The following is a 19,878-nucleotide window of genomic DNA, read 5'->3' on the forward strand; positions in this document are numbered from 1 at the left end:
TAGTTAACAAAGGGGACTAATATGACAGATAAAGATATTATATTAACTGAGGAAGGTCTTAAGGAACTTAAAGAAGAATTAACTCATTTGATTAATGTAGTAAGACCACAAGTAATCGAAGAACTAGTTGAAGCACGTGCTCAAGGAGATCTTTCTGAAAATGCAGATTATGATGCGGCAAGAAATAGACAAGCAGAAGTTGAAGCTCGTATTAAAGAAGTTGAAGCTATGCTTTCAAAGGCTAAAATCATTGAAAGTTCAGATAAAAAAACATTTGAAGTTAAAATTGGAAGCAAAGTAACTTTTATGAATACAAAAACGAAAAAAATATCAACTGTTAAAATCGTAGGTGCGATTGAGGCAGATCCTTTTGAACATAAAATTTCAAATGAATCTCCATTAGCTAAAGCAATGATTGGTAGATCAGTTGGAGATACAATGGAAATCCGTGAATTAAAAGAACCATACAAAATAACAATTGAAGAAATTTCTTAAACCTATACATTAGGTTTTTTTAAATGGGAGAATAATATGTTAAGTATTCAAAAAACATATAAGAATAGTTGACCAACGTTATTTATGGTAGGTACCCCAATAGGAAATTTAAGTGACATTTCTCACAGGGCGATAGAAGTACTTAAAAAAGTAGACATCATTTATTGTGAGGACACACGAGATAGTCAAAAATTACTAAAAAGTTTAAAGATAACCAAACCTTTAAAAGCACTTCATAAATTTAACGAACATGAAAAACTAGAAGAAATTAAAAATGACTTAATTTTGCAAAAAAATATTGCGATTATAAGTGATGCAGGGGTACCAGGTATTTCTGATCCTGGAACCCAAATAATTAATGCTCTTAAAATTGATGAAACTTTAAACTTTAATGTCACAGCTGTTAATGTAGGTCCTGCTTATATTCATGCAGCGATAATGTCAAGTTTTAACTTTTACGAAAATATTTTTTTAGGTTTTTTAGATAAAAAAAGTAAGGCGCAAGAAAGTAAAATAGTTGACTTAATAACGTTTTTAAACGACAAGAATTATAAAGCGGTGATTACAATATATGAGTCTGTACACCGTATAATTTCAACAATTAATTTTTTGAACCAAATACTGAACGGTGACACTAAAATCGCTGTCGTAAGAGAAATAACTAAGCTTAATGAAGAAGTTATTTTAGGTACCATTGATGAAGTATCCAACTATATGAACTCAAATGATTTCATATGTAAAGGAGAATTTGTAATTGTCATTGACAAAAATGCCTCATTAAGTTCAATTACTTCAAAAGAAACTGACTTTCGAGGTGAAATAATAAAATTAGTTGAACAAGGAATATCAAAAAAAGAAGCTATTAAGTCAGTATCAAAAAAATATAAACTAAATAAAACAGATTTGTATAATGATTTTCATAAAAAATAGTAATTATTCTTATATCTTTACGAAAATATATTTGGAGGTAAATATGAGAGAATTAACTATTCATGAAAAACATCAAATTAGAGGTGGTGCTGGCGTATCTGGATCTTTATTTGGAGGAATCGCTTCAATAATCAGTTCAGTAACCTCGTTCGTTGAAGATATGTATTCCGATATTGTTTCAACAGTATTTTTATTTAATCATGCTAATGACTATGATAAGTTAGATATGAAAATTGGAAAAAATACAATAAAATTGGATAATACATCTTCGAATAAGCTGAGTTTGGAACACAAAAATCAAGTTGTCGACCACACCCTTCCACTATTTTAAAAAAAGGTCTTGGACCTTTTTTTAAAATATGTTAATATAATTACACCCCTAGGGGTATAGGAGAGAGATATGGCAAAAACTAATAGAGAAGAAAAATTAAAGTTAGATTTAATTAAACAATTAAAAATTATTAACGGACAAGTAACAGGTCTTATTAATCAAATTGAAAATGATAAGTACTGCATTGATATAATCAACCAAGTTAATGCGGTTAGAGCCTCTTTACACTCTGTTTCAAAAAAATTAATCACAGATCACATTGATGGTTGTGTAAAAAGTGATAAAAATAATGAAAAATATATTGAGGAAATAAAAAATTTAATTGATAAGATTTCAAGATAAGAGGAATATATGAAAGAAATTCAAGTTACATTAACAAATATAAAATGTGAGGGTTGTGTAAAGAAAATAAAAAAATTAGTAAAAAAAGAGAAAGACTTTGTTATTACCCATGTCGATCCAGAAACAAAAGTAGCTACCATTAATTATGATGAGTCTAAAATAAGCTTAAGTGATATAAAACTAATTTTAAAGAAGATAGGTTATATGTAATTTATGAAAAGAGAATTCTCCCTCGAAGGTATGAGTTGTACTAATTGTGCAAAAACAATCAATAACTCTCTTTCTAAAAGTCAAGGCATTAAAAAAGTAAGAGTATCATTACCACTCAAATCTTTAATCGTTGAGTGTGATGAGGAAATCAATAGCGAGCACATAATAGATTTAGTTAGAAAACTAGGTTATAAAGCTGAAGAAAAAACTGGAAGTTTTGAAACAAAACTATGAGATAGGGAAGCAAAGTCCTATTTGATAAGATTCATTTTGGCTGCCACTTTAACCTTTCCTTTATTATTAGGAATGTTTTTAGGTTTATTTAAGTATGAGAGTACTTTAACTGCTATGTTAAATAATCCAATTTATCAGCTTATTACAATTATAATAATAGAGTTTTTTATTGGTTATACATTCTTTATTTCATCATATTATTCGATCATCAATAAAAAACTAAATATGAATATTTTAGTAGTATTAAGCACAACTTTAGCGATTGCATTGAGCATATATAAATCAATTAAAAATAATTGAACATATATTCATGGAGATCATTTATTCTTCGAAACTGCTGGAACAATAATTACATTAATTTTATTGGGGAAATTATTAGAAAGTCTTGCTAAGAATAAAGCAAAAAGCTCTATGGATTTGATTTCAAAGTTGGTCCCACAAAAAGTTTTGAAAAAAAAGAATAATGAAATAATTGAATGTTCTTTAAATGATTTAATATTAAATGATATAGTTATTGTTAAAAATGGTATGTTAGTTCCAATTGATGGAAAAGTAATCAATGGCGAAGGGTGAGCCGATAATTCTATTATAACTGGTGAATCTAAACCCATTCATATAGCAAATAATTATAATATTTTTGCTGGCACCACTTTGGTAGAGGGCTATATTGAAATACTATTTGAAAAAAAACAAGAAGATTTTATGATAAATAGAATAGTAGATTTATTAAAGAATGCTCAATCTAATGACATTGCCATCCAAAAGCTTGTTGATAAAATTACGGCATATTTCGTACCTTTCTTGATAATGTTAGCCATTGTAACGTTTCTTGGCTGAGTTCTATATGATAAATATGTTTCAGAGAGAGCCATTTTAAATGCAATTACCACTTTGATTATTGCTTGTCCTTGTGCACTTGGACTTGCATCGCCAATAGCTATTATAGTCGGATCTAGTAAAGCAGCACAAAATAATATTTTGTTCAAAAACGGCGATGTTATTGAAAAATTGGCAAAAGCAAATGTTTTTGTATTTGACAAAACAGGTACTTTAACTCATGGAAATATTAAAATCAACTCAATTAATATCAAAAATGACACTTTTGATAAAGACTATATTTTGAGCTTATTAAAATCCCTAGAAATGAAATCTTCACATCCTATTGCTAAAGCATTAATAAATGAGCTACCTAATTACAAGACTTTTCCTGTAGAAAATTTTACAACCCATACATCAAAGGGTTTAAGTGGGATAGTCAATGAACATAAAATAAAAGTAGGATCAAACAATTGACTATTAGATAAAGAAAAACCTTATAATAAGTCAGATAATAAATACTTCTCGATATTAAATTTAGTTATTGATGAAGTATATTGTGGATATTTAGAATTAAGTGATACTCTAAGAGAAAACTCAAGTACGTTAATTGAAAAACTTAACAAATTTAAAATAAAAACAATTTTATTATCAGGAGATGATGCAAAACCGGTTGAATATATTGCAAATATGACTAATATTAAAGAATATCACAGTAAAAAAACAGTTCTTGAAAAAGAAAAGATTATAGAGAGTTTAAAACAAGAAAAAAACACTGTAGTAATGGTTGGAGATGGAGTGAATGATGCTTTAGCATTAAAAAAGGCTGATATAGGTATTACTCTATCTAGTTCGCTAGACATTGCTTTAGAAGTTAGTGATATCATAATAACAAGTGAAGACATTTTACTAATAATTAAGGCTATCAAAATAGCTAAAAAAACACACTTTAAAATAAAAACCAACTTATTTTGAGCTTTTATTTATAATATTTTAAGTCTACCTCTTGCTGCTTTTGGTCTTTTATTGCCTCAAATAGCAGCTGCTACTATGATGTTATCGTCTTTGTCGGTGGTTATAAATTCACTTTACTTTAATACAAAAAAACTCTCGTAAAAATAGTTGTTATTAAATTTAAAGAAAAGTTAGTAATTCATTTAAAAAAAGTATAAAATAATTTAGGTTGCTAGTTTCAACCGCTCTTTTGTATGTTATAAGAAGGTAAAACTCACATACAAGGCGAGTCTAGACTGGAGGAATATATATGTTCGCAATTATTAAAACAGGTGGTAAACAAATAAAGGTTCAACCCGGTGACGAAATCTACATTGAAAAGGTTTCGGTAGAGGAAGGACAAAAAATTACTTTTAACGAAGTGTTGGCTACAGATACTGCAATAGGAACACCATTAGTAAAAGATGTTGTTGTAATGGGTACTATAGTTAAACAAGGAAAAGGTAAAAAACTTAGAGTTGTAAGATATCACCCAAAGAAAAATGTTAACAAAGTTTATGGTCATAGACAACCATTTACAAAAGTTAAAATCGATGATATATCTGTTGGGGGTAAAGTTTCAAAATCTATTGAAGCAAAACCAAGTACTAATACAACTGAAAAAGCATCATCAACTAAGGCCGTAGCTTCAACAGCTAAAACAGCTGCAACAACAAAAACATCAACAACTAAAGCGGCAGCTTCAACAACAAAAACATCAACAACTAAAGCAGCAGCTTCAACATCAAAAACATCAACACCTAAAGCAGCAGCTTCAACAACAAAAACAAAATCTGCTGAAACAAAAACTAAAAACGAGGAATAGTATGGTAGTTGCTGAGTTTTATAAAGAAAATAATAGTTTCTTTAAAATAATCATTAGTGGTCATGCTAACTCAGATAAATACGGAAAAGATTTAGTTTGTGCTGGTATAACAGCAATAGTTAATGGAAGTTTGAATGCGTTTGATAAAAAATGTGGTAAAAATGTCGAGATAATAGTAGAAGAAAATAAAATTTCTATCATCATCCTAGAGAGCGATAAATTATTACAAGAGTTTGTAGATTTTTTAAAAATACAATTAGAAACGATTCAAATTCAATATCCAAAAAATATAAAGATAAAGGAGGTGCTTTAAAATGCGTTTTTTATTAGGTTTACAATATTTTGCTTCTAAAAAGGGAGTAGGATCAACAAGAAACGGAAGAGATTCAGAATCAAAACGTTTAGGAGCTAAAAAAGCTGATGGGCAATTTGCAAATGCTGGCTCAATTATATTTAGACAAAGAGGAACTAAGATCCATCCAGGAAATAACGTTGGTAGAGGCGGGGATGATACTTTATTCGCTCTAGTCTCAGGTATAGTTAAATATCAAAGATTTGGGAAAAACAAAACACGTGCTGTAGTAGTTCCACAAGAAATAAAATAAAAAAGACTCTACAAAAGAGTCTTTTTTTTAAAAGAGGTTAAAATGAACACATTGATTGCAATTTCTATCACACTATTATTAGCCTTCTGTGCTTTAGGTTTATTTGTTTTTATTTATTTAATCAAGAATAATAACTTAAAAAAGGTCGAAAAGGAACTTGCAAATTTCAAAATGAAGTTTTCAAACGACACAGATAAAAAAATCTTTTTAAAAAACCACAACTTTTATGAGAATTTTAATATTTTCCCTTTTAAAAGTGACTTTTTAGAAACTAGAAAGAACATAAATGATAATAACTTAGTTGAGTTTTTATCAAAAACTCAAAACAGTTTTTATATTTTTTGAGCTTCAAAAGAAAGAGAATTGTTCGAATATTTAGAACAAATTTCAAAAGAAACTAAAAATAAAAATTTACCGGTGATAAAGTTATATCGTAAATTTAGTGAACAAAGCTTTCAAATTTTCAATAATACATTTATAAAAAGAATAATGGATACAACTCACTTAAACTCAGTCAAACTTATTGATGATTTTTTCAAAAATATAGTTGATAAAAGTTTTCAAACCTTCTCTAATGAATTGGATAAATTAACAAAAATAATCATTGATGAAGTACCAATAATAGAAAAATTTAACCATCAAAGTGATAGTTGAAATGAGACTGATGATAATAAAAATAGAGTAGATGAAGAAAATCTTTTAAGGTGTTACAAATTATTGGGTGTAACGAAAGAAACATCAAACGAATCTATAAAAAAGGCATATCGTAGCTTGGCAAGAAAGTATCACCCAGATAAAAATAAAACGATCGAAGCCAAAGAACTTATGGCTCAAATCAATAATGCATACGACATAATCAAAAAACACCGCAATATTTAAATAACAAGCATATAATAAAAAAGGAGGTAACAAAAATGAAAGTGGATAAAAAAGACTTATTAGATAATTATTTCCCCAAAGCATTGGATGAAATAAAAAAAGTGGTTGCTATGCCATCTTATCGTAAAAATTTAGAAAAAGGAAGCCCAGTAGACCAAGATATACGTAACGTTCTGGATCATTGTATAAATTTATGTAAAGAATTTGGATTTAAAACATTTATAGCTCCCGATTATAGATATGGTTATGCAGATTATGGAGACTCTGACAAATTATTCGGTATTATTTGTCATTTGGACGTAGTCCCAGCTGGTAATATTTCAGAATGAAATACTCCTCCATTTGAACCAATTGAAAAAGATGGTAAATTGTATGGTAGAGGTTCATTTGATGACAAAGGACCAACAATGGTAAATATTTTTGCCTTTAAGTATTTAATCGATAACGGATTTAAACCTGACTACACCGTACGATTTATATTTGGTACAAGTGAAGAAACTAATTGAGAATGTATGGAAGCATATGTAAAAAATGAAAAACTTTGTGATTTAGGTTATGTTCCTGATGGACATTTTCCAGTGGTTTATGCGGAAAAATGGATAAGCGATGTGGATTTATTAGGAAATTTTAGTTCAGACTTTGAGATAAGTGGTGGAGAAGTTTATAATGCGATAAATGACTTAGTAACATATAAAGGACCTAAATTAGAGGAAATTAACAATTACTTAAAACAAAATAGCATCGAAACTTATATAGATGAAAATAAGCTTTTTGTAAAAGGAGTATCATCACATGGTAGTCTACCGCATAAAGGAGTGGCAGCTTCATCTTGACTTTTAAAAGCAATTAATGAAGTAGGATTGAAGCATCCATTAGCACAATTTGTAAGTGAATATTTTCATTTAGACTATAATATGGAAAAACTATTTGGAGATATCTCAGATGAAACAGGTTCACTTACTGTATGTAATGGAATCATAGAAGTTACAAAAGAAGATTTTAGATTTACAATTAACTTTAGGGTGCCGTGTACACGTAATCCGCATAGAGATGTAAATGAAAAATTAAGAGATTTTTTAAAACCACTAAATATAGACTTAAAAGTGGTTGCTGTTGAAAACAGTGTTTATTTTTCTAAGGAAAGTGACGTAGTTCAAAAAATCATGTCAGTTTATCAAGAAGTTACTGGTGATTTAGAATCAGAACCAATAGCTATTGGGGGAGGAACTTTTGCAAAGTCAATGCCAAATATGATAGCTTTTGGAGCAGAGTTTGATTTAGAGGAATCAACAATGCACGCTTACAATGAATATGTTAAGATAGATGACTTAAAAAAAATGATGGAAATATATGCAAAATCAATTGCTAAATTAACAAAATTTTAAAGGAATAGATTTTCATTTTTTTTGTTATATCATTAACACAAAGGAGGAAAAAAAATATGAATAAATCAATTACTGAAAATTTACAAAATTATATAAATGAACATGCGAAAATGCAATTGACTTGTTATAACTTGAGTAATTCTTGTGATAAATTGGGTTACCCTGGATTTACACATTTCTTTCAAGTTCAAGCGCAAGATGAATTTCTTCACCAAAGAAGAATTATGAATTACCTACTAGATAGAGGAGAAAAGTTCAAAGTTTCTTCGATAAATGTTGAGGTTAAGGAATTCGATAATATAATCGATATTTTAAATTATTATAAGTCAATGCGAGAAATGTTCTCACACATGACTGATGATTACACAGAAAATGCTAAATCAGAAAAAGATTACACATCTGTGAAATTTTACGAGTGATTCTCAATTGATTTCTGTGAAGAGATTTCTGAAATTTCAGATATAATCGACTGATTGAAAATGTCTAATGGTAATCATTATTCTGTTGATAAACAAATGAAAAAAAGAGAAAACCCAGATACATTGTCTGTTGTCGATCCTTTTGCGCCGCATAATTAAAAAACTGCAAGTATCAAAATACTTACAGTATAGTTATAATAATCAAATAACATAACTTTTTTTCGAAAGTTTCATGTTATTTTTTTATTTTTGTCTTTTTTATTTTTTCTTTTCTTTTGAACAAACTTTTGAAACCTAAGTTATCTTGGTCTGGTAGGAAAAGGTTTAACATTAATCCTAAAAATGTTGCCAAGAATAAGCCTGTTATTTCAAAAGAACTTGCAATTTTTATGGTAGAACCAGTAATACTCATTCCGATACCTGTAGCAAGAACTACTGATGAAATGATTATATTTTTGGCGTTTTTGAAATCTACTTTTTCATCTATCATAATTTTTATACCGTTTGAACTTATCATTCCAAAGAGCATTAAGCTTATCCCCCCAAGCACTGGCTTTGGAATCATAATTATTATTTGATTTATTGGTGCTATGAAACTCATGATTATTGCCATACAAGCTGCAAGACCTGTAACCCATACACTAGCGACCCTTGTTATACCAACAACACTCGTATTCTCAGCATACGTTGCATTCGGTGGTCCACCAATCAATCCAGATAATCCCATTGCTACTCCATCAGCCATCAATGTTTTACTAATACCAGGATTTTCAATGTAGTTTTTATTTGTCATATTACCAATGTTTATATGATCACCAAGGTGTTCTACCATAGTTACTAATGAGATAGGTACAATAGCAACTAATGCAGGTCCTATCTTCGAACCGTCCACATTTCAAATACCTTTAAAGCTTGGATACCATTCTCAAGAAGACACATTAGTTATTAAATCAGTATCTAATAATTTATAACCATAACCTGATAATGAATAGTGTAATATCACTGTAAATACATAACCTATGACTAAAGCAATCAATATAGGTATAACTCTTAAAAATGATTTTGCTTTTAACATGAACATCGCTGCTGTTAAAAATACTATAATTCCTATCAAAATTGATAATCATTGTGGATATTGCTTAGTTGAATCTCATATAAAACCAATATCACTTAATGCACTTTTGACTGCACTAAGCCCAATTATACAAATAATAGGACCAATAACCACTGGTGAGAAGGCTTTCTTAATTCATTTAATGCCCGTTCAATGAATGATGAAACCAACTAATATATATACTAGTCCAACTGCAAATACAGCGATAAAAACTGCATTATGCCAATCCTTTCATCCTAATCCGATAACCGTCATATATGCTAAACTACTCCCTAAATAAATAGGTACTTTAGCCATCGTTAATGCAATATAAATTAATGTACCAAACCCTGAACAAAAAAGGGCCATAGATATATTGATAACTGTTTCATTTGCTAACCCGTTTATAATAATTGGTACTAATACTGTAGCGCCAAACATTGCGAATACATGTTGTAAACTTAATACTAACCATTGTCCAATATTTTTTGGTTTTTGATGGGGTTGAAGTATTAAATCATCTGTTTTATTTTCCATTTTTTCCTCCTACATCTATTTATTCATAAAAAAACCAGTCATATATAAATGACTGGTAATATTTAAAAATAAAATACAATTTGAAAAGATCTCTTTGATTTATTAGATTTGATTCCTTTATAAACTACAAATTTCTTTAAAAACATAATAACCTCGAAACTTTTCTTAAAAGTTATTATACACAATAGTAAAAGAATTTCACTTTTTTTTCAAAAAAATAAACTAATAAACTAATAAACTTTTATGACTTCTAAAAGATAACTTTCTTGATATATATAACGATTATGTTATAAAATTAGAATAACTTAGAGTAAAAGTTTACCTATTTTATATAAATATATTTAATAAATAAAATACAAGGAAGTGATTAACACTATGAACAATTTAAAAAAGAAAAATGTACTTTTTAGAGTATTTATTAGTCTAGTAATATTGCATTTAGTTTTAATTACTACTGGGGACTCTAGCGGATTAGTTTATTTAAAATATCTAAATAGAAATGTGAGCTTGTTACTACAAACACTGTTTTTAGTTATAATTTTGTTTTTAATTATATTCGAATTTATAAAGCTATTATCAAAGATAGAGTTAAAGATTTATGAGCCATCTCAATGAAAAGAATTAAAGTTTAAAAAAGAGTTAATATTAGATTTGATACAATTAACATTTTTAATTGCTCCTTTTATAATTATTTCACTATATGATAATTTCGCAAATATTATTGTTACTACTGAAATAAGATTTTTATACTTTTATATTTCATTACTATCACTTATTATAATTATGAACATAATAGTTTTTTGTCTTTTTGTATCTTATATAAATATAATAAAAAGATTACAAATTCTAAATCATAATATAGAAATTGTATATAACTTTTCAACATTGAACATTGAAACAATGTTTTTTTCGGTGCTTTATTTTAATTGATCAGTTTACGAAAAAGACTTTGACCATATAATTTCTACATATATGGTTAACAAAAATAAGGACATAATGATCAAAATAAAAGAAATGAAGTCATCGTTTTTAAATAAATATAAAAAGAATATAGATCCACCAAGAAATACACACCAAATATAATTTAAGTAGTTTAATGAAAAACTGCTATTTTTCTAAACTCAACTAGAAAAAAACAAATATACACTGCACGAACCTAAAAAACAAGTGAGAGCTTTCTTTAGGTAATAGCATCTTTTGTGTATATTTTAATTATAGATAAGAGGTATGTATGAAAAGACAAAAACTTTTTTTCAAAAACACATTCAAAAATCTAATAAAAAATCAATTGCAACTAATAATGGTTATTTTATTAATATTTTTATCTGTTTTTGTTTTCACTTCAACTAATTCAACTGTAAATAGATTGAAAAACAGTAACGCTCAGTTTTCGTTAAAGAGTAATTTACATGATGCAATTGTGGATTTAGATAATATTGGATACAAGTATACAGAAGATGATGCTTTTAGAGAAATTTCAAATGAAGAAGTAAGAAATGAAGCTATTTTTTCATACTTGAAAAATAGCTTAGAGAAAAGAGGATTAAGTTTTGATTTTGATAGAGTGGAATCTAGAAAAATTACTCTTAATAACGAAAAAACTTTAAAAATAATAGGATTAGATACAGCTAGAAGTGTTGATAAATTTGTAGTAACAGAAGGTATGAAATTAGATACTTGAAAAAGTTATGAAAAATCTTTATATGACCTTACTACTAGATGAGTATATTTATCTGAATCTTTTGCTCAATCTAACAACATAAAAATAAATGATATAGTTAGATTCGACGAGGACTCATTTGGTTCATCAATTTTAGTTAAAGATAGTAAAACTAAAAAAGTCAATATTGATGACTACAAAAATCAAGATATTAACGAATGAATTAAAAACTCTGACTATTTTAATATGAATTGATTTCAAGTAGTGGGATTTGGTTCAAGTGCAGACTTTGCAACACCAATAATTGATAACACATCTCCACTACCAAATGCTAAAAATGAAGGGTTAGCATACGTTAATCCAAAAGCCTTTGGATGAAACAAAAGTTATGCTGTTAATATTTTTAACGAGAGGGTAATCAAAAAGTTAAGTGAAGTAATCCCTGATATTAACAATTTCAAAATAAATTACTCAAGTACTGAATTGCAATCAAAAGAAACAATTAAGGTAGTCTCAAAACAAGATAAAGAAACTTATTACTCAATTAAATTTAATAATCAGGAAACCAGTGTTAATGATTTATCTAAAATTTTGAACTCTTATTTAACAGATCGAGTAGAATCTAAATCCGTTGGACTAGACTCATATTTTAGTAGTTCTTTACAAAACTCAAATAAAATCGTTTACAGTTTAAACGATAAAGATTACTCTATGCATTGAAGAACATCTATGTTCGGAGAGATTTTAAAGTATTTTAGTTTAGTAATGTACACAACAGCTGCAGCTATAATCTTAATTGGTATTGTAATTTTAGTAATTATGTTAAAAAATGAGATTGAAAAATCATTTAGTCAAAATGGAGTTTTAATTTCACTAGGTTACACACCAAGAAGTTTAATTATATCAAACTGTTTATATCCTTTCTTCATATCTCTAATTGGTGGAATTTTAGGATATTTTATTGGTCTACCATTTCAAGTACTAGTAAAAAATATTTTTTCTAATTACTTTACCATACAGTTTGCTGGTATTGACCCCTCAATAGTGGGTCTTGCGGCCTTGGTATTTGGATTATTTTTCTTACTATTGTCAATTACGTTGTTAACTTACTGAATAATATTGAGTAAATACTCAACTTTGCAAATGATTAATTATGAAAATATATCTACAACTAATAAATTTAAAATTAAATTGAAGAAATTCTTAACAAAATCTAAAAAGTTTGACTCAAGATTTAAAGGTGCTATTCTTTCTTCATCTATTTCAAAATTTGTTTCAATTATTTCAGTAATGCTTATTGCTTCGTTTTTAGTAACTATTGGTGTGGTTTCTCCAAGCATACTTAATAATTATTTAAAATCTTCATATATTGATAATAAATACGACAATAAGGTTGAGTACTATTCACCAAGCTATAATATACCAACATCATTTTACAAAACTTATAATCCCGGTAGTGAAAGTGTTTTACCAACCGATGATTCTGAAAAGTTATACAATATGTACTTAAATAATACAATTAGTGCAGATGTCTATAGTCCAAAAGAAGATGTTGGAACTCTAACAGATTTACTTTATAAAAACTTAAATAAAAAGTTTTTAACAAATCAAGATTTAAAATTAGAGGTTCCAGATGGAGTCGATAAAAACACAGCTTATACAAGTGTTATATCAGGTGTTTGAAATGATTACTCTTATTTTGGATTAAACAATTTTATAGAAAAGAAACAATTATTTGAGTTTATTAAAAATTCAGTTAGTTTAAAAGAACATCTTGATGAGTTAGAAAAATTAAGACTATTTTATATTAATTATCGTAAAACAATTGGTTTAAATTATATCAAGGACATGTATTACGACAAAGATAGTGGTGTTATACGTCCTAACGGTGAGCAAGCTAAAAAAGATTTGATAACAGAAGATGATTTAAACGATGACTTACAAGAACTAAAAAATGCAAACCCAGATTTCACACCAATCTTATCTAAGGGAAAAATTCAAGGAGATAAAGATCTTGAATTAAGTTTTTATAATGTTCTGGAAAAAGAAGGGTATTCAGTAGTAGGTAAAAGAGTCATTACTATTTATAACTGAATAAAAGCATTCTTTATAAATAACCTTCAACAAGGATTCTTGCAAGGTATCTATGTAAGTTCACCACAACAAGTAAGAAAAATAATGAATGATAGTTTATCTGATGACTCTAAAGAGTTTAATGTTGGTTTCAATGTTATACCTTATAATGATAAAACTGATGATTTAGGTGTATATTTGAATGCTGCTATAAATAATACTAATTTCAAGATTTATGGAATCGAGCAAAGCAATAAAACACAAAATTTAATTAATGAAAGCAAAAAAAATCTTAGCTCTTCATTTGAAAATTTAAATGATATTGTAATAAATGAAACCCTAGCCAAGCAATTAAATATCAAAGTTGGAGATAATATCGATGTTGATCATATTATTGAATCTTTAAACAACTCAAAAGGTCCTATCAAATTAGATTCATGAGATACTACGCAAATGAACGCTCAGAATAGTGGCTACACAAATCAGCAGGAATTATATTCAAGGTCACTAATAGACCAAAAAGAAAAAGGATGGAAAAATAAATCGATTAGTGAAGAAACAAACGAATTTATTTACAATACCAACCTTGACCCTTCACAACAGTCTTTAATCAAGCCAACTGTTATGTCACAAAAAGTTTCTGAAGGTAAAGTTTTCAAAAGTAATGAAACTATAAATACTACTTATAAGGTTGTTGGGATCTCTAGACAATACGGAAATCCAAAAGCTTGAATACAGAATGAACAAGCTAAAAAAATAGCTAAATTTGATGAAACTAAGGCTGTTTTATTTCAAATATTTTTAGAAGAATGAAGAGAACCTAAAAATACTCCAAAAGAAATGGAAGACTTTAAAAAAAATATAAATAAATGGAAACTTACTACTAATAACGAAGGAAATACTCTTAAAAATTATCAAGACAAGTTTAAGGACTTTTTGGAATCAGATATTGCTAATTTAGACAAAATTTTGAAGCTATTTGAAAATGAGTACCCTTTATTTAATTACAAAACTTCTCAGGATACATCGTTCTCAGATATTTCTAAGGGGTTAACTTCATCACAAAAATTTGGAGACTTCTCAAGTTATGGATTAAATGGTGGTGAAACAAGTAATGGTTCAATGAATGCATACAAAACAGGAGCTATCAATGATGCTCTAAAAATAGACTTAGCAGAAAATATAGCAAATAGAATAGCACAAAATATTAAGTTTGTTATATATGTGATAATAGCTATTGCACTTATTCTTTGTTTGATAATAATTATGTTGATTGTTAACTTAGTTATTGTTAAAAACCAAAGAATAATAGCTGTTATGAAAGTTTTAGGATACAAAAATAGATATTTATTGAAGTTATTTATAGGTATGTATATTCCTTTGGTTATAATTACTTCAATTATTGGGTATGGAATTGGAATTGCAGTTTGTGCAGCCATAATATCTAATTTATACCAATCTTCAATTGTTTTACCATTCTTTGCATTTACATGGTGATATCCAATTTTAACATTAACAATCGTAGGTGTAATATACACTTTATCTTCAACAATTAGTTGAAATATACTTAAAAGAATTAGATTACTTTTAGCAATTCAAGAGTAAAAAAGGAGGAACTATGAAAAAACTACTTAATTTATTTACAGGTATTTTGATGCTTTCTTCATCAACAAACATGTTGGTCTCTTGTAGTGCGGGATCTGGTTCGTATGATGAAATAAAACGTCCAAACCCAGTCTATCCATTTCAAAAAAAAGGTTTTGAAAAATTTCAAGAAGACAAATTAGATATTAGTAAGTATGTCTATACTTATGATTTGATAAAGGATGTCAACAACGCTTTTGAGATAGCTGGTTATAATTTGGATAATTTAAACTATACTGTTTATAGAAATGCTTCTTTATTAGAAAAAAGTTTAGATGATAACTTACTAAGAAATGGGACTTACAAGTTTATAGTAACTAACAAGTTAGCTCCAGAAGATGAATTGATTTTTCAAATGAATGTTACAAGTTCAAGATATTTACCTGATATAGTAAGAACCCTTAAACTTGGTGATATTAATGACAATCGCAAAAAAACAGTATTAATGAAAATGATGTTTATGAATTTAACATTAATCAAATTTATCGATGAAATAGCAGAAGAGATGTTAAAGGAAGATGCAAATATAACAATAGAAGAGAATAAAGCTATAATTAATTTTGGTGATTTTGATAAAGAAAAAAGAAAAAGCTTTTATGGAGAAATTATATTAGAATTCAACATTAAGAAATCAGAAGAACCTTGACCTGGTGAAAAGGATATCAATGAATTAGCTGGTGAAGATGCAAAGAATGAACTTGGCGTTTTGTCATCTAAAAAACCTTTTTCCATAATTATGCAATATATTACATTAAACTTTGCATCTCGCTTAGACCTTTTGGGTATTCTTATAAACGATCTTAATATTGAAGGCGCAAAAATTGATTTGAAAGGTTCAAACAAGTTCACGGCAACAATTAAAACACGTGAAAAAGTAGGTAATGATGAATATCCTACAAAGTTAAAGGGAACATTAGAGTTAACCTTTACTTATTTTGAAACATAATTTTTATAATATAGTAAACTAATTCAAAGAAAGAGTGGTGAAATAATGAACATTCAAAAGAAAAAACTTTTATATTCCTCAATTGGTGTTTTGTTATTTTTACACATTATTTCAAGCACTCTTATTGAACTAAATGTAATAGAAAAACCTTTAATGTTTGACTTTGCTTTTAGTACTTTAACAAACCTTATATTTTTAATATCACTATTATTTGCTATCATAATTGAATTGATTAAACTTTATTATCAGTTGATAAGTAGTTTTTATAAAATCATTAACATTAAAAAACTCCACTCCACTCATGAAATAATTAAGAACTTAACTCAATTTACATTGATTGTTCTTCCAATTTTATTTTTAAATTATTATGATTTTTTAAGCCTTGAGTTTATTGATATAAATACAAAAGTTCTATACTCCATAATTGGATTAGATTTTATATTAGTGGCATGTGCTATCATATTATTATTTTTGATGCTAGCAGTGGATATATCCAGAAAAAAAATTACCTTTTTGAAGTTAGATGACAATTTTTCAAACTTCTTAATAGTAAACAACATTGAAAACTCATTTTTCAGTATTGATGTTTTTTCATTTGAGTTGGGCCAAGAAAATATAGAACTTGAGATTTACATTTTCATGGTTCAAAAAAACGAAGAAATTACTTGTTTAATAAGTAATAGAAAAACCGATTTCTTAAACACGCTAAAAAAAGGTTTTTGCCCTCCAAGTAGTATGTCTTTTAATAAATAACTATTTAAATAACAAAAGATTAAATTCTAAAGGAGAAAATAAAATGAAAAAATTAATAAGTTTAATAGCAGCATTCGGAATGGTAACATCAACCGGTGCAACAGTAGTTTCTTGTGCGCAAAAAACTACAGAAGTCAAACCAGAAGAAAATAAAATAGTAGATCTTGAAAATGATACTAATTTAGTTAAATCTATATTGGCTGGTAATATGGATGAAAATGGGATTATTAATGCAGAAAAAGGGATTAAAGAGACCGCAATAACTGAAAAATCTATATTAACATCATTTAACTGAATGAATACATCAAATCTTTCAAATGAAGATGTTCAAATTAAACAAGTAGCTAATACAAAAAAATATAAGATTGAAGCAAAAGCTGATTCAAAAAGAGCAATAGGAGCTACTACTATTGATGTAAATCAAAATATAGACTCAGCAACTGTATTAAAAAATACAAATATTGGAAATATGTATGTTGCAAAGGGTATTTTTGATCAACAACGAAAATTCTTTGATGGTGATTATATAAAACAAAATGGTGGTTCTGAAAATAACTCAAACTCAGAATTTATAAAAACAAACGAAAATACCAAAATCGATGGTAATCCAGGTTACATACCATATACATTTGCAATGCAAAATGCAGGTGTAGCCAACCCACTAATAGAATACCTAAAATCAGATTTATTCATTGGTGCAATGGAAATTATCGGAAAAGCAAATGATATTGGAATAGAAAAAAATGTTTTTTTAGATAAAATTAATGTAAATCTAGCATGAGTAACTTCGTTGTCTGGAGTTTTTGCAAATACTAGTAAAACAACAACTTTTGATTTTGAATTAAAAGAAGAGAACAGAATAGTATTTGGAGAACACATAAAAGATTCAAAAGAAAACAAAATAAAGTTGAATAAAACTATTTATAATAGTAAAAATAAAAAAAATATTGTTGAAAACATATATTCTCAAATGGATGAACAATTCAAAAAGACTGTTAGTATAGAAGAATTAGTGAATTTCTCAAAAATTCATTATTCAAATGATGACGCTATTCCATCTTTTGAAATTATTCCTGGTGGACAAAATCTATATGGTATGGATGCTTTAGCACCATTTGCAATGCAAATTGGTGGATATAAGGGAACGGAATATACTGTAGGAAAATATAAACCAGCTCAAACAGAAAGTGGTAACCTTGGATACGAGATTACATTAGTTGATTAATATACAAAAAATTGTTCTTAGGAACAGTTTTTTTATTCTTGAAACTAAAAGTTGACTGTAAAACCTTTCTTACTTTTGCTAAAATTAATAAATAAAACGAGGTATGTATGAAGAATTTAAAACATAATATTTTTTTTAAAAAGACTTTAAGCATAACTTTTGGTATTTCCTTTTTGTATAATCTTTTACCTTATTTAAGTAATCAGCTTCCTTTTTATTTAAATTTGATTTTTAATTGTTCATTATATATTTATAGTTTTTTTATAATCTTAAAAATAAATAAACATTTAGCGGAGAATTATCAAGTAAGTTTAAAAAAAGATGATTATAAATTATCATTTATTAACCAAAATCTTGAAAAAATAATATTTTTGATCATTCCTTTGTTGTTATTTGAACAAGGTTTGAATGTTGCTTTTTTTGATTTAAATATAACAAGTTCGTTACAACCTCAAGGAATTTTAGTGGGATTTCTAATTGTTTTTCTAATTATTTTATATCTATTTTTTATTTTAATGAAGTCTTTGTATAAATTGATACAAACCTATGTGTTTAAAAGAGTTTTATGCATTGTAAAAAGAACCAAAAACATTTTTTTAAGATTTAATCTAAACGAAAGTATGTTGAATAAGTTTTTATTCTTTTTAAATGAATGATTATTAAATTTAAAAGTTTTCTTGTCTTTTTTGGAAAGAAAAAGAATATTTTTTGAAATTAAACGAACCCAAAAATTAATAAAACAAAAAAAATCATTATGATGAGTAAATATTTAATTCTTCCTTTTAAAAATAAAAGAAAAAAAAGGAGTTTACTATGGAAAATGATAAATGTTTTAATAAAAAAGCAACTTATTTTATAGCAGGGGCTCTTGTAATAACTATTTTTGATTCATTGATATTATTATCAATTTCAGTGAGAATGATTATTTATATCACCAAAGGAGAATGACTTGCTCCTATAATTCAAGTCATACCTATGGTTGGTCTTATAATTTTACTAACTTTTGAGTATATATTTATATTAAGTTTTTTTAAACGTAAGAGAAAGTTAAAAATCCCTATGGACAACCAAATGACCATTTTATACGAAATTGAAACTGCAAATCCAAAAAAATTTAAGATAGAGTTAATTTTATTTTACTTTTCTTATGTTTTTCTTATATTGATGGGCGGATTAGGGATTATACCACTAGTATTCATGATAAAAGGACATAAGGCATATCAAAACTGAAAATCAATTAATCAAAAAGTTATAAAGAAGAATGTTATAGAATAAAATTTTGCCCAATTCATAAATTGGGTTTTTTTAACCTTTTTCGAACAAAATTGAAGTTCTTTTATGAACCTATTTAGTTTCTATCGTATTTATTATTGATACAAGAACATTACTTTATTTAAAAGTCTTTATTTAGTAAAAAAGTCATTACCACTTTTTTAGTATTTATTGGTTTTTACAATCAGTTTTTATTTTTTTTATGTAAGA

General features: G+C 27.2%; 17 protein-coding genes and 2 pseudogenes. 18 read left to right on the top strand and 1 reads right to left on the bottom strand.

Features of this window, described 5'->3' with window-relative positions:
* Nucleotides 1–21: 21 nt before the first annotated feature.
* The 12 genes and pseudogenes from greA to SAPIS_RS01360 all read left to right on the top strand — a co-directional run bounded on the left by greA (nucleotide 22) and on the right by SAPIS_RS01360 (nucleotide 8,624).
* The gene (greA, locus tag SAPIS_RS01305) at nucleotides 22–495 is read left to right on the top strand and encodes a transcription elongation factor GreA (RefSeq protein ID WP_023789028.1); all 474 of its coding nucleotides are present in this window, start codon (nucleotides 22–24) and stop codon (nucleotides 493–495) included.
* 36 nt (nucleotides 496–531) lie between these two features.
* A complete protein-coding gene (rsmI, locus tag SAPIS_RS01310) occupies nucleotides 532–1,425 on the top strand; it encodes a 16S rRNA (cytidine(1402)-2'-O)-methyltransferase (RefSeq protein WP_023789029.1) in 894 nt (297 codons plus the stop codon).
* Between the two features lie 43 nt (nucleotides 1,426–1,468).
* Nucleotides 1,469–1,756, top strand: coding sequence for a hypothetical protein (locus tag SAPIS_RS01315; RefSeq protein WP_023789030.1), 288 nt, complete (start codon nucleotides 1,469–1,471; stop codon nucleotides 1,754–1,756).
* A gap of 69 nt (nucleotides 1,757–1,825) precedes the next feature.
* Nucleotides 1,826–2,098 (top strand): metal-sensitive transcriptional regulator, encoded by a 273-nt coding sequence (locus SAPIS_RS01320; protein ID WP_023789031.1) that lies wholly within the window; start codon nucleotides 1,826–1,828, stop codon nucleotides 2,096–2,098.
* Between the two features lie 9 nt (nucleotides 2,099–2,107).
* A complete protein-coding gene (locus SAPIS_RS01325; protein ID WP_023789032.1) occupies nucleotides 2,108–2,308 on the top strand; it encodes a heavy-metal-associated domain-containing protein in 201 nt (66 codons plus the stop codon).
* 3 nt (nucleotides 2,309–2,311) lie between these two features.
* Nucleotides 2,312–4,474 (top strand): heavy metal translocating P-type ATPase, encoded by a 2,163-nt coding sequence (locus SAPIS_RS01330; protein WP_023789033.1) that lies wholly within the window; start codon nucleotides 2,312–2,314, stop codon nucleotides 4,472–4,474.
* Nucleotides 4,475–4,622: 148 nt separating this feature from the next.
* A pseudogene (gene rplU, locus SAPIS_RS05535) lies at nucleotides 4,623–4,919 on the top strand (50S ribosomal protein L21); the annotation flags it as partial.
* A 259-nt stretch (nucleotides 4,920–5,178) separates the two neighbouring features.
* Entirely contained in the window at nucleotides 5,179–5,490 is a 312-nt protein-coding gene (locus SAPIS_RS01340; RefSeq protein ID WP_023789035.1) for a ribosomal-processing cysteine protease Prp, read from the top strand.
* 1 nt (nucleotide 5,491) lies between these two features.
* Nucleotides 5,492–5,782, top strand: a complete 291-nt coding sequence (gene rpmA, locus SAPIS_RS01345) for a 50S ribosomal protein L27 (RefSeq protein ID WP_023789036.1) — start codon at nucleotides 5,492–5,494, stop codon at nucleotides 5,780–5,782.
* Nucleotides 5,783–6,481: 699 nt separating this feature from the next.
* A pseudogene (locus SAPIS_RS05590) lies at nucleotides 6,482–6,646 on the top strand (DnaJ domain-containing protein); the annotation flags it as partial.
* A gap of 50 nt (nucleotides 6,647–6,696) precedes the next feature.
* Nucleotides 6,697–8,046 carry a Sapep family Mn(2+)-dependent dipeptidase gene (locus SAPIS_RS01355; RefSeq protein ID WP_023789038.1) on the top strand — a complete coding sequence of 450 codons (1,350 nt, stop codon included), beginning with the start codon at nucleotides 6,697–6,699 and terminating at the stop codon, nucleotides 8,044–8,046.
* 56 nt (nucleotides 8,047–8,102) lie between these two features.
* Nucleotides 8,103–8,624: a ferritin-like domain-containing protein gene (locus tag SAPIS_RS01360; RefSeq protein ID WP_023789039.1), complete on the top strand. Its 522-nt coding sequence runs from the start codon at nucleotides 8,103–8,105 to the stop codon at nucleotides 8,622–8,624.
* Nucleotides 8,625–8,700: 76 nt separating this feature from the next.
* On the opposite strand, the gene SAPIS_RS01365 is transcribed toward SAPIS_RS01360, so the two are convergent.
* Entirely contained in the window at nucleotides 8,701–10,095 is a 1,395-nt protein-coding gene (locus SAPIS_RS01365; protein WP_023789040.1) for a uracil-xanthine permease family protein, read from the bottom strand.
* A gap of 375 nt (nucleotides 10,096–10,470) precedes the next feature.
* Between SAPIS_RS01365 and SAPIS_RS01370 the strand changes: the two genes are divergently transcribed.
* The 6 genes from SAPIS_RS01370 to SAPIS_RS01400 all read left to right on the top strand — a co-directional run bounded on the left by SAPIS_RS01370 (nucleotide 10,471) and on the right by SAPIS_RS01400 (nucleotide 19,671).
* Nucleotides 10,471–11,178 carry a hypothetical protein gene (locus SAPIS_RS01370; RefSeq protein ID WP_023789041.1) on the top strand — a complete coding sequence of 236 codons (708 nt, stop codon included), beginning with the start codon at nucleotides 10,471–10,473 and terminating at the stop codon, nucleotides 11,176–11,178.
* 148 nt (nucleotides 11,179–11,326) lie between these two features.
* On the top strand, nucleotides 11,327–15,433 hold the full coding sequence (locus SAPIS_RS01375) for an ABC transporter permease (RefSeq protein ID WP_023789042.1): 4,107 nt from the start codon (nucleotides 11,327–11,329) through the stop codon (nucleotides 15,431–15,433).
* A 13-nt stretch (nucleotides 15,434–15,446) separates the two neighbouring features.
* A complete protein-coding gene (locus SAPIS_RS01380; protein ID WP_023789043.1) occupies nucleotides 15,447–16,418 on the top strand; it encodes a hypothetical protein in 972 nt (323 codons plus the stop codon).
* Between the two features lie 45 nt (nucleotides 16,419–16,463).
* Nucleotides 16,464–17,171, top strand: coding sequence for a hypothetical protein (locus tag SAPIS_RS01385; RefSeq protein WP_023789044.1), 708 nt, complete (start codon nucleotides 16,464–16,466; stop codon nucleotides 17,169–17,171).
* Nucleotides 17,172–17,214: 43 nt separating this feature from the next.
* A complete protein-coding gene (locus tag SAPIS_RS01390) occupies nucleotides 17,215–18,396 on the top strand; it encodes a lipoprotein (protein WP_023789045.1) in 1,182 nt (393 codons plus the stop codon).
* Nucleotides 18,397–19,209: 813 nt separating this feature from the next.
* Nucleotides 19,210–19,671 (top strand): hypothetical protein, encoded by a 462-nt coding sequence (locus tag SAPIS_RS01400; RefSeq protein ID WP_023789047.1) that lies wholly within the window; start codon nucleotides 19,210–19,212, stop codon nucleotides 19,669–19,671.
* Nucleotides 19,672–19,878: the final 207 nt, after the last annotated feature.

It is taken from the genome of Spiroplasma apis B31, from assembly GCF_000500935.1.
In the GTDB taxonomy this organism is placed as follows: Bacteria; Bacillota_I; Bacilli_A; order Mycoplasmatales; family Mycoplasmataceae; genus Spiroplasma_A; species Spiroplasma_A apis.